The organism is Pseudomonas sp. PS01298 (genome assembly GCF_029959745.1).
Lineage (GTDB): Bacteria > Pseudomonadota > Gammaproteobacteria > Pseudomonadales > Pseudomonadaceae > Aquipseudomonas > Aquipseudomonas aylmerensis.
Genome location: NZ_JASCPP010000004.1, coordinates 25723 through 37057 on the forward strand (window position 1 = coordinate 25723; position 11335 = coordinate 37057).

8 protein-coding genes and 1 pseudogene are annotated in these 11335 nt (G+C 64.3%); 3 read left to right on the top strand and 6 right to left on the bottom strand.

Annotated elements, in window-relative coordinates:
• Positions 1-6: 6 nt before the first annotated feature.
• The 6 genes and pseudogenes from QMX97_RS03035 to QMX97_RS03060 form a co-directional block, all read right to left on the bottom strand.
• A complete protein-coding gene (locus QMX97_RS03035; protein ID WP_106804352.1) occupies positions 7-711 on the bottom strand; it encodes an energy transducer TonB in 705 nt (234 codons plus the stop codon).
• Between the two features lie 3 nt (positions 712-714).
• A complete protein-coding gene (locus tag QMX97_RS03040; RefSeq protein WP_065905942.1) occupies positions 715-1140 on the bottom strand; it encodes a biopolymer transporter ExbD in 426 nt (141 codons plus the stop codon).
• Between the two features lie 11 nt (positions 1141-1151).
• Complete coding sequence (locus QMX97_RS03045; protein ID WP_282395947.1) at positions 1152-2951, bottom strand: MotA/TolQ/ExbB proton channel family protein; 1800 nt, start codon at positions 2949-2951, stop codon at positions 1152-1154.
• Between the two features lie 24 nt (positions 2952-2975).
• Positions 2976-4565: a ShlB/FhaC/HecB family hemolysin secretion/activation protein gene (locus QMX97_RS03050; protein WP_282395948.1), complete on the bottom strand. Its 1590-nt coding sequence runs from the start codon at positions 4563-4565 to the stop codon at positions 2976-2978.
• A gap of 59 nt (positions 4566-4624) precedes the next feature.
• Positions 4625-4957, bottom strand: a pseudogene (locus QMX97_RS03055) (transposase); the annotation flags it as partial.
• 547 nt (positions 4958-5504) lie between these two features.
• A complete protein-coding gene (locus QMX97_RS03060) occupies positions 5505-5978 on the bottom strand; it encodes an Lrp/AsnC family transcriptional regulator (RefSeq protein WP_065905934.1) in 474 nt (157 codons plus the stop codon).
• Positions 5979-6135: 157 nt separating this feature from the next.
• Between QMX97_RS03060 and QMX97_RS03065 the strand changes: the two genes are divergently transcribed.
• The 3 genes from QMX97_RS03065 to QMX97_RS03075 all read left to right on the top strand — a co-directional run bounded on the left by QMX97_RS03065 (position 6136) and on the right by QMX97_RS03075 (position 11303).
• The gene (locus QMX97_RS03065) at positions 6136-7923 is read left to right on the top strand and encodes a tyrosinase family protein (protein ID WP_282395949.1); all 1788 of its coding nucleotides are present in this window, start codon (positions 6136-6138) and stop codon (positions 7921-7923) included.
• Positions 7920-9653 (top strand): hypothetical protein, encoded by a 1734-nt coding sequence (locus tag QMX97_RS03070; RefSeq protein WP_106804356.1) that lies wholly within the window; start codon positions 7920-7922, stop codon positions 9651-9653. The genes QMX97_RS03065 and QMX97_RS03070 overlap by 4 nt, the downstream gene beginning before the upstream one ends.
• Before the next feature lie 66 nt (positions 9654-9719).
• On the top strand, positions 9720-11303 hold the full coding sequence (locus QMX97_RS03075) for a hypothetical protein (RefSeq protein ID WP_282395950.1): 1584 nt from the start codon (positions 9720-9722) through the stop codon (positions 11301-11303).
• Positions 11304-11335: the final 32 nt, after the last annotated feature.

The following is an 11335-nucleotide window of genomic DNA, read 5'->3' on the forward strand; positions in this document are numbered from 1 at the left end:
TGTCGATCAATCCGGACGCCGGCCCTTGAGGGACAGGCGCAGGGGCAGCGTCAACGACGCCGGCGGTTTCTGGGTGGCACGCGGTGCCTGGATCAAGGCGAGCATCTGCGCGTCGGTCTCGGCATCGCCGCTGGACTTGGCCACCAGCGCCTTGGTGACCTGTCCATCGGCGCCCAGCCACAGGTCTATCTGTATCGAGAAGGCCTTCTTGCGCAGCGCCGGGTCTTCGCGCATCAAGCGCTGGTAGGTGCCGGCCAGGTACTGTTTGTACGTGCCGGTCCCCAGCCCGCCGCCACCGCTGCCGGCCATGCCGCCGCCCTTGCCGGCACCGATGTTGAAACCATCAGTGCCGGACTGCGCGTCGCCATCGATCTGCATCGGGTTGGCCAGGTCTTCGTTGGGTGACGGTGGCGCTTCCTCGGCCGGCTTGACCTCTTCGGGTTCCGGGCTGGGCACCGGCTCCGGGACTTTTTCCTCGACCTTGGGCTCGGGCTCCTTGGGCTTTTCCGGTGGCGGCGGCGGTGGTGGCGGCAGCGGGATAATCGTCGGCACCTTCGGCGCTTCGCGGCGTACGCCACTCATGTCATTGGCCCACTGCCACAGGAACCAGGCAGCCACGGCGCCCAGCAACAACCCGGCGCCCCACTTCAACGGGCGCAGGGGCGGCTTCTTCTTCACTGGCAACGGCGCAATCGGGATCTGTGCAGTCATGGCTCAGCCCTGGCTCGGTTTGCCGGTGACCAGCCCGACCTGGGACAGCTCCAGCCGGCGCAACAGGTCGAGCACTTCGATGACCTTCTGGTACTGCACCAGCGCATCGCCGCGCACGATCACCGGGAAGTCCGGATTCAGCGCTTTCTCGATGCGCAGGCGCTCTTCCAGCTCACCGAGGGTCACCGGGTAGGCGTCGAGGAACACCTGGCCGCCGTCATTCACGGAGATCGCCTTGGTCTTGGCCTCCGACAGCGACACCGAGGCGCTGGCCTTGGGCAGGTGGATCTGGATGCCCGAGACCTGGGCGGTGGCGGTGAGGATAAACATCACCAGCACCACCATCAGCACGTCCACCAGGGGGGTGATGTTGATGCTGTCGACGGCGGCATCATCGTCATCGTCGTGGGAGGCATTTACGGAAGCCATGGCGATTCTCCTCAGGCCGGAACCGATGCGTGGTGTTCGCGGCGGTGCGCCGCTTCACTGTGCTGGCTTTCGCCGTGCATCTCGGCCAGGCGCGTGATGAACTCGTCGACAAACACGCGCATGTCGGCGCTGACTTCCTTGTTGCGCGTGATCAGGCGGTTGTAGCCAAACAGCGCAGGGATCGCGACGAACAGCCCCATGGCCGTGGCCAGCAAGGCCGCCGCCATGCCCGGGGCGATAGCGTTGATGTTCACGTCACCGGCCATGGCTGTGCCGAGGAACACCACCATGATCCCCAGCACCGTGCCGAGCAGGCCGATATACGGCCCGCCGGCGATGGCGTTGGAGAGGGTCGAGAGCTTGGCACTCAGTTGCTGGTTTTCGCGGGTGCGCACGCCGTCCATGGAGCAGCGAATCGCCTCGATCGTCGCCGCCGAGACCGACGAGGTGTCGGCCCCCTGCGCGCGGCGGGTGCGGATCTCCTTGACCGCCACCAGATACAGGCGCCACAGCGAGGAATGGCCGAGGCGCTCACCCAATTGCGCGTCGTCGGCGTACATCTCCAGGCGCGTGCCGATCTGTGCGAAGTGCTCGCGGAAAATCTCGTTGGCACTGCTGACCCGGCTGACCTGGCGGTTCTTGCGCAGCATGATCACCCACGACTGCACCATCATCGCCACCAGCACCAGGATGATCACCCAGGCGTCCACCGGCACGGCGTTGAGCAGGAAACCCAGGCTGCCGAAACCGAAGCCTGACTGTTCTTCATCCACTCCGTAGGCCACCAGTTTCGACTCGGCGCCCTGGGCACTCGCGTCGGCCAGCAACAGCGCAGCCGGACGCGCCACCTTGGACAGGCGCAGCTCATCGATGGCGCCGGCGAACGGCAGGTGCGTGCTGGCCGCTTCCGGCACGTCGGCACCGATCGCCAGTTGCGAGTTGAAAGCCGGCATCGCCACGGCCAGGGTCGCGGTTTCGCGGCCGTTCACATATAAGCTGAGCTTGTCGCCCTCGGCGGTGAATGCCAGGTGCTGCCATTGGTCAGGGTTCAGCGGCTGGGTCGACACGGCGCGCTGGCCGTCGATGTCCACGAACGGCATGCCCTGGTTCAGCCCCAGCAGCAAGCTGTGCGGGCCGTCACGGCGAGTCAGCACCACTTGCTCGCCACTGGCCTGGTCCAGGCGCAGCCAGGCGCTGAAAGTGAACGCGGCGCCGGCGGCGTGTTGCAGCGACGGGCTGGCCGGCAGCAGCAATGGCTGGCCACTGAACTGCAGGGCGCGGCCGATCACACCGTCGATGCTCGCGCCGGTGGCGTTCACCGACGTGTTGGCATAGGCGGTGGTGTCGCGGGCCGGTGTGCCGTTGGCACCGTCAAAGTGGTAGAGCGCGGTGTAATTGGGGTCGAACGTCAGCTGCCCATTGGCGGTGGCCGGGGCTTTCTGGTTGCCGTAGTACATCCACAGGTCCTGGCGTTGACCCCCTTCGACCTTGGGCACGTCGACCCAGATCAGCGCCATGCCCATCAGCGGGTCGAAGCTTTCGATCTGGTGATTGAACACGGTCTTGTCGTCGGCACTCACAAAGCGCAGGTCGGCGCCGTCGTCCTTGACCCCGTCAAAGGTGAAGTTGCCGGTGTGCAGGCGCACCAGCAGCGCGGTGCGGCCCAGGGCCTGGCTGATGGCAGCGCCCTGGGCGGTGGTGTCCACCGAGATCTGCTTGCGGTAGTGCCAGTCGTCCTGCCACCAGGCATGGGCGGTGGCCGGGAGCGCGAAGCCCAGGCAGATCAACAGGCTCAGAAATAGGCGTTGCATGGGTGAAGTCTCCGGAAGAAAAAGTCAGAAAGTCGCCTGCACACTGAAGTGCAGTCGCGCGTCCTGTTTCTGGGTGTTCGGTCCATCGAGCAGCGGGTAGCCCCAATCCAGGCTGCCGGACAACCACTTGCTCAAACTGGCGCGGGTGCCGAGGCCGACACTGGCCAGGCTGTATTCGTCTTCCTGCTCGGGCAGCGGGTCGTGCAGGCGCATGCGCGCGCCTTCGGCGAACGCGTAGAAGCGCCACTCCTGCACGTAACTGCCAAGGAACTTGGCCAGGGACGGGGTGCGCAATTCCTGGGAGAGCAGATAGCCCTCATCCCCGGTGCGCTCGGCCGCCAGGTAGCCGCGCACCGAGGTGGCGCCGCCGGCGGAATATTGCTCGTTGGACACCAGCGGCCCCGAGGCCAGCTGGAAGCCGCCCTTGGTCGCCGACTGCCAGTCGTTGGCGAAGGTGTAGGTGTAATTCAGGTCGCCCTTGAGCACCGCGAAACTCGCGCTGGCCTTGTAGCGCTTGTACTCGAATTCCTCGGCGTCGCTGCCGTAGCCGAAGAACGCGCGCGTGCCCACCACCAGGCTCAAGCCGAGGCCCAATTGGGATTGCTCGGTGTAGCGATAGCCGTTGTAGCCAAAGGTCATCGGTGCGTATTTGAGGGGTACCTGGTCGCTGCTGGCGCCGAATTTCATCTGCTCGTCAAAGTCCTTGAAGTCGACCCCGAACGAGAACGAGTTGGCCCAGTTGCCCGTGGCCGGCAGGCTGTAGATCGCCGACACGCCGTAGGAATGCCCCTTGCCCAGCACGTTGCTGCCGCCGATGGTGGCGATGTTGCTGTCGGACTGGTAACCGGAGAACTGCAAGGCCCAGCGCTCATCCAGCGGCGCGGTGTAGGAGCCCGACCAGACCTTGGCGTTGTCGGTGTCCTGGGGCGCAGTGAAGTAGGTCAGGGAAATGCTGTGGCCCAGTTGCCACAGGTTGTCGTAGCCGACGGTCGCCACCGAGCGCAGCTTCTCGGTGTCGGCGCTGTAGTCGTTGTTCAGGCCAATACTGGCGTGCCAGGGGTTCTGGTCTTCGACCTGCAAATCCACGTCCATGGTGCCCGGGCGCTGGCCTTCGCGCACCAGCGGCGTGACCTGGCGCCCAGCCCCGCGATTGAGCCCGGCCAACTGGGTTTGCACGGTGGCGAAGTCCGGCACCGCGTCCTCTTCCAGGGCCGGCACCTGCTCGCGGATTTCCACCGGCGAGTAATGCTTGGCGCCGACCACACGGACCCGGCCGACCTTGGTTTCGCTGACCTGCAGGTAGACGATGCCGTCATCGACCTTCTGCTCCGGCAACTCGACGAATACCGATTGATAGCCGCGCGCCTGGTAGATTTTCTGCAACGCGTCACGGGCGCCTTCGATATCGTCCAGGGTCTTTTGCGGGCCGAGAAACGGGTACACCGCCTCCTCGATCGTCGCCGCGTCGAGCACAGTATTGCCGCGCACGAAGTACTCGTTGACGTCGACCTTGCGCGCCGGGGCTTGCTCCCCCTCCTCGGCCCACGCCGGTTGCGCCAAGGCGCCCAGCGCCATGCAGCACAGCGCCAGCGTTGATTTGAACAGATGCTCCACACCGCCCCCTGACATTCTGATTATGTGCGCCGCCGCCGATGGCGCGACGTATGGCCAGCTCAATTACTGGCGATCGAGGTACTGCCGTGGCGTGCCAGCCAGGTATGCAACAGCGCGAAGTTCAAGGAGAACTCCGGCGTGTGCAGCAAGGCGCCACAAAACACGTCACCGATGATTTTCTGGATGAGTTGCACCGCCCGCGGGTTGTTCAGCAGCGTGGCGATGTCGCGGGTCAGCGCGTGGATGCTCCAGACCTTCTGGTTCAGGTCCAGGCCGACGAACCAGCGGAACAGCAGGTTGTAGTTGAGCTGTTCATGCAATTGCTGCTCGCTGGGTACCGAATACAACAGTTGCAGCAGGAGGATCTGCAGCACCGTGTGCGGGGCGATCGACATCGGGGCTTCGGCCACCAGCCAGTCGCGATGCTGGTCGAGGATTTCATCGATCTGCGGGCGCAGCAACACCAGGGAATGGCCCGCCGGGATGAAGCTCGCGACTTCCTTCAAGGCGCCCTGCCAATCATCCTGAGAGACGATCCACACCCACGGCGCGCCGTAGCGATACACCGAAACCGGCTTCTTGCGCGCCGCTTCGACGATCTTCGACAGGCGCTGGTCGAGCTCCTGCATGCCCACTTTCGAGTAACGTTCCATAGTTCCCATCGCCCCACTCCTGGCATCCTGCTTGCGGCTGAAAAGAACGCCTGTCTGGCGTCCTCAAGCGCGTTACACAGGAGAGACGGGAGTGGCCAAGGGCTACCGAACTTTTGTCATGAAAGCTTCATTTTTGCTTGAGTGGGTTACTGGGAGGACTCGATCACGCATGCGCTTTTCTGTAGCAGCCGGCTTGCCGGCGATGCAGGCACCTCGGTGCAACCAGGTGATCCCATCGCTGGCAAGCCGGCTCCTGCACACGGTAGATCGGTTGTCTTCAAGGCCGCTAACCCGCAGGGAAACCCACCCCTTGTAGGGGCAGTTCGTAGGATTTTTTAACCGTGCGTACCACCAACGTCGACGAATAAGTCCGAATCGGAATATCCCGATAAGTCTCCAGAAACCGATAGATATACTCGGTGTATTCCGTCGCATCGCGAAACTTGGCAACCATCACAAAATCAAACTCGCCGGTCAGCAGGTAACAATCCTGAATCTCCGGGTGGCGGGTGAGGATGTGCTGCATCTTGCGGTCGATATCGTGGCTGTCCTTGTCCAGTTTGATCAGGAAAAACGCGGTCACCTGGATGCCCAGCTTGCGCTCGTCGAGCACCGCGACTTTTGCCTTGATAATCCCCACGCTTTCCATGCGGCGAATCCGCCGGTAACAACTGGTGGACGACAGCCCCACGCTGTCGCTCAACAACTCCAGGCTCTGGTCGCAATCCTTTTGCAACTTGCCCAGGATCTTCAAATCCATGGCGTCTGTCATCGGTTGTAAATCGTCCTTGAAAATTGCAATGAATCCGTCGCGAAGACGGGCCAATTTGCACAAATCCTGCGCAGCGGCTCGTTAACATCAATCCAGCTTAGCAGCCCAGCCAACACCTGGCCCGGGGCGGCATGAGAGGGATCTTATGATAGTCGCGAAACCGACATGGACCGCTGATATCCACGGCCTTTTCAGCGCCCCCTACTGGATACCGTCCGCCTCGCGCGCCGCCGTCGCCGCCACCTGGGCGGGCTGCATGAACGCCTACGATGTGTTCCTGGAAGACCCGGACTCGGTCAAGACCTGGTCGCAGACCATTTACCAGCACCTCGCCTCGCGCAACATGCCGCTGACCACCGACCCACAGCAGTTCTGGCCGATCGATGCGCTGGAAACCTTCCGCCTGTGGGTCAACCAGGGCTGGCGACTGGACGCCAGCTCGGCCTTTGACCCCGCCGAGCGCATCCCCCCACCGGCCCTGCCGCAGCCGGTCAAGCGCGTACGCCAGGACATCCGCGCCCTGAGCCCGGAGCAGTTGAACCTGTACCGCGCCCGCCTGGATGACGTGATGCACATCGGCGACCCGGACAGCGGCTCGCCCTGGCAGCGCTACGCCTACATCCACACCAACTGGTGCCTGCATTACCAGGAAGCGTTTGCCCTGTGGCATCGCGCCTACCTGCTGCATCTGGAAGCGCTGATCGACTGCGCGATTCCCTATTGGGACTGGATGGCCGCCGACGCCAGTGTCGATGGCAGCCCGCAGGCCGGGCTGCCCCAGGCCTTCCTCGACGAGACCTACGTGCACCCGCACACCGGCGAAGTGCGGCGCAACCCTTTGCGCTATGCGGCGGCCAAGGACGGCTGTTCAAAAGTCTGCGCCAGCGCCAGCGTCGAGGGCGTGGACTGCCGCTATGTGCAGCGCAACCCGCTGTTCTACACCCAGGGCGAGGCGTTTCGTGTCGAGCGCACGCGCCTGTATGGCATGAGCCGGATCTTCCAGCAGCAAGTGCTGGATGCGCTCACCTTCACCACCTTCAGCCAGCCCCAGGGTGTGCCGGGGTATCCCTGGGCCAACATCACCACGTTTGACCCGCCACAGCCGGACAACCTGTACCCCAATCGCGCGCTGAATTTCGACGGGCTCTACGAACAGCCCCACGACAACTATCACGGCTGGATCGGCGGCGACATGGCCGACAACGCCTACACCGCCTTCGACCCGGTGTTCTGCTCCTACCACGCCAATATCGACCGCATGCTCGAAGTGTGGATTCGCGCCAATCCGGCCGCGCAGTACACCACCCAGTGCCTGTTGCAGCCATTCGCCGGGCACCAGGCCGAAGAGGTCAGCTTCACCAGCGCGGATGCCTGGCGCTACACCACCCTGGGCGACATGGCCCAGGACAGCCGCCACATCGGCTACGACTACGGCACCCCGGTGGCGCCGCAGTTCGGTGCATCCAAAGCCTGCTGCGAGGCACAGCCGGCAGGGACTGGCCCGTGGGTGGTGTTCGACCATGTGCGCTGCACCCACGACACCTTCCTGATCGACGTCTTTCTCAATCAGCCAGACGCCACCGCGCAGCACGTGAACGCAGACAACCCGCATTACGTCGGGCGTTTCAGCCGGATCGGCATGGGCCTGGTGGACGACAAGGGCCGCTGCATCACCCAGGGCGTGTCCCGTGCGCTGAATGCTGCGCGCAGCGTCAGGGCGCTGCACCTGGCGCCGACGGATGCCGCGCAGTTATCGCTGATCGTGACCCATCTCGAGAGTGGCCAGGTACTGACGCCCGATGCGTACGCGCCGCTGCCTGGCTTTATCGCGCAACTGGTGTGGGACGACCCACGCCAAACCACCGCCGGCCCCGCTGCGGGCGCCGGTTGCTGCTCCACGTCCCACCACACACCTGCTGGAGAACCGACATGAGCACACCCTTCACCCAATTCACCTCCCCCGCCGAGCAGGCGCCCAAGGACTACAACAAGCTGGGCCTGGAAGACCAGCTGTCGACCTTCGAGACCAACTGGAACAACAACGTCACCGGCTGGACCCAGATGTCGGTCATCGGCAACCCCTGGTCCAACCTCAACGACGCGCCGCGCTCGGGCTACTACAACCCGATCGAAAGCGGCTACGGCACGCAGACGCCGATCACCATTACCTGGCAGCCGTTCCCCAACCGCCTGTGGACGTTTTTCTACAACAACGGCGCCGCCGTGGTGCCGCAGTTGAACGGCAAGGCCATGACCCTGGACCAGGTGATGGAACTCACCGACCACGGCCAGATCAACCTCGACGGCACACTGTTTTCGTTGTACCCGGACCCGACCGCCACCCAGCTGCAGATCCCCAGCGTGCTGTGCAAATCGATCAACTGGAACGGTCCCTACGCCGACTTTTCGCCTTCGGGTCCACGGGGCTGGCTCGATGAATACTGCGAGTGGTCGATCACCCGCGACCCCGACGGCAATATGCGCAGCATCATGTTCACCAGCGAAAACCCGGCCTACTTCCTGACCATGTGGAACATCGATCCGAATGCCGTGCTGGGGCTGTACCAGGCGTATGTCGACCCGCAGGTGAAACTCGAAGACCTGTACCTGCGCTACACCGCCAACGGTCCGACCGGCAACGCCGGCGACCCGGTGATCGATGAAACCACCGGCCGCCCCGCCTACGACACCGTGAATAAATGGAACAGCGGCACCGTGCGCATCCCCGGCGTGTCGGGCGGTGCGATGCACCTGACCTCCGGGCCCAACACCCTGAGTGCCGAGATCTACCTGGCGGCCGCGGCCACCATCCTGCGGCCGATCCGCAGCAGCGCCAACCAGCAGAGCCTGATCTGCTGCGCCCAGTACGGGCAGAACTACCGCAACTCCGACCCGCACATCGGTTTCTCGGCCAACCAGGCGGCGGTGAACAACCTCATCTCGTTGACCAATCCGATCGGCCTGTACCTGCAACAGCCCAAATCCTTCAGCGGCTGGAAAGGCCCTCAAGGCCAGGATGTGAGCAGCTACTGGCGCGTGACCCGTGGCACCGCCGGCACCGGCCCGAACAACTCCGACCAGATCCTGCAAGCGGTGTTCGAGGTGCCGCAAAGCGCCGGGTTCTCGATCAACGACATCACCATCAATGGCACGCCGATCAATTACGTGTGGGTCATCGCCGATCAACTGGATGTGGCCCTCAGCGTGACGCCGGCGCCCCTCACCGCCACGCCCGAAGCCTGCGAATGTGTCGCGGCGAACAACACCGATACGCAACCCTGGCCCGTGCAGTTGCTGCCGCTGGACCTGTTCTACGGCCAGTCCCCCAGCGACTTGCCGGCCAGTTTTGCCCCCGGCACCTCGGCGCAGTTCGTGCTGGTGGTGCAAGGCGCCGACCCGCAGACCACGGTCGCCGACGCGCGGGTGCAGTTCTCCAACCCGGGGATCACCGCCCAGGTCACGCAGTTCCTGCCGGACGCCTCGGCTATCCCGGGGCAAACCGACAGCGGCGGCACCCAGGGCTACATCATGACCGTCACGGTCAGCAGCAGCGCCGCGCCGGGACTGGTCAGCGTGCGTGCGCTGAACCCGAGCGAAGCCGCCAACCCCAGTGCCACCCAGCACCCATGGGAGAGCGGCCTGGCCCTGGTGCCCGGCGCCTGAATGCCTGCGGCCGCCGCTGCCTGGCAGGGGCGGCCGCCCCCTGAGACTTGAGCAAGGAATGCGATCATGAACGGATGGCCTCGCCCGCTGCGCCGGGCACGCTTGAGTGTGTTCTGCTGGATAACCTGCGCCCTGCTGCTGGCCCCAACCGCGGCCAGCGCCGCAACGGACGCCCAGAGCTGCGTCAGCCAACTGGTGTTCGATCCCACCAGTGGCGGCTTCCTGCCGGTGAACAATTTCGGCACCGAGCAGGACTTTCTCAATTGTTTCGGCTGGCAGCTGTTTATCGCCATGAACTGGTCGGTCAACCCCGGCTGGCCCGCCAACCCGAGCCTGGCCGGCGAGCCGGACACCCAAAGCAGCGCGGCCCAGTTCGGCGTGCCGCCCACGCCCGGCCAGCCAATGAGCAACGCCCCGGTGTGGGCCAGCTACAAGGATGCCAGCGATATCTTCCTGCCCGGCGCGGCCAAGCCGTCCGGCTGGGGTGTCGAAACCCTGGTGCCGTCCAATTGCAGCGCCTCCGGCGCCCTCAAGGCGTTTGCCAGCGGCGCGCGCAAATTCATCACCGCCACCTCGGAAAGCGCCATTAACCGCAAGCATCGCTTTCACCTGTCCAGCGGCACCCAGGTGACCCTGCCGGATTCGATCATGGAAGCCTCCGGCGGCTGGCTGACGGACCAGGCGGGCAACCTGGTGTTTTTCGAGCGCAAGGTCGGCAAGGCCGAGTTCGACTACATCGTCAATAACGGCCTGTACGATGCAGCCAACCAGCTGATCGTGGCGCAGAACAGCGACAATCGGCACCCCGCCGGCCTGTCATTGCCGGCAGGCAAGCTGGTGCGCGAACTGCCGGCCAAGGCCCTGCCCCAGGAAGAACTCGGCGCCCTGGAACTCAAGGCCGCCTGGCGCGTGCTCACCAACAAGCCCGAGCTGTACGGACGCTACCTCACCACCGTGGCCTGGCTGCAACGCCCCGACACCCTGCAGTGCACCCAGGAAGTGGTGGGGCTGGTGGGCCTGCATATCATCAACAAGACCCAGACCCAGCCGAACTTCATCTGGAGCACGTTCGAGCAGGTCGACAATGTGCCCGATGGCGGCGCCGCACCGCCGGATGGCTACAGCTTCAACAACCCGGCCTGCACCGGCGCGGCCTGCACACCCAATGTGGCGCGCGTGCAATGCGACGCCAGCCATACCCCGCCCAACTGCACGCCACTGGAGCAGCCGGTGCAGGCCACGCGGGTGAACGCCACGCCCCAGGACCTGCAGGCGCTGAACACGGCGGTGCAGCAGACCTTTGCCGAGAAAACCCAGGGCCAATCGGTGTTCCAGTACTACAAACTGGTGAATGTGCTGTGGTCGAAGACGCCCAATGCCCCCAACGACCCGGGGCCGGGGCCGAACGTGAAGACACCGCTATCCTACGGGCCGTATGTCAGCGATCAGAATGGGGTGGTGGCCAACACGACCCTGGAGACCTACGTGCAGAACGACAACTGCAATGCCTGTCACCAGTACGCGGCGATTGCCGGCACCTCGGGGCTGGCCTCGGATTTTTCGTTTCTGTTCGGCAATGCCGACTCGGCGAAGAACACCCGGCTGATCAAGCGCGTGGAGGCATTCAAGACCCTCAAGGACAATCCATAGGCGACGCAGGTGCCTCTGCAGGCGCCGGCTTG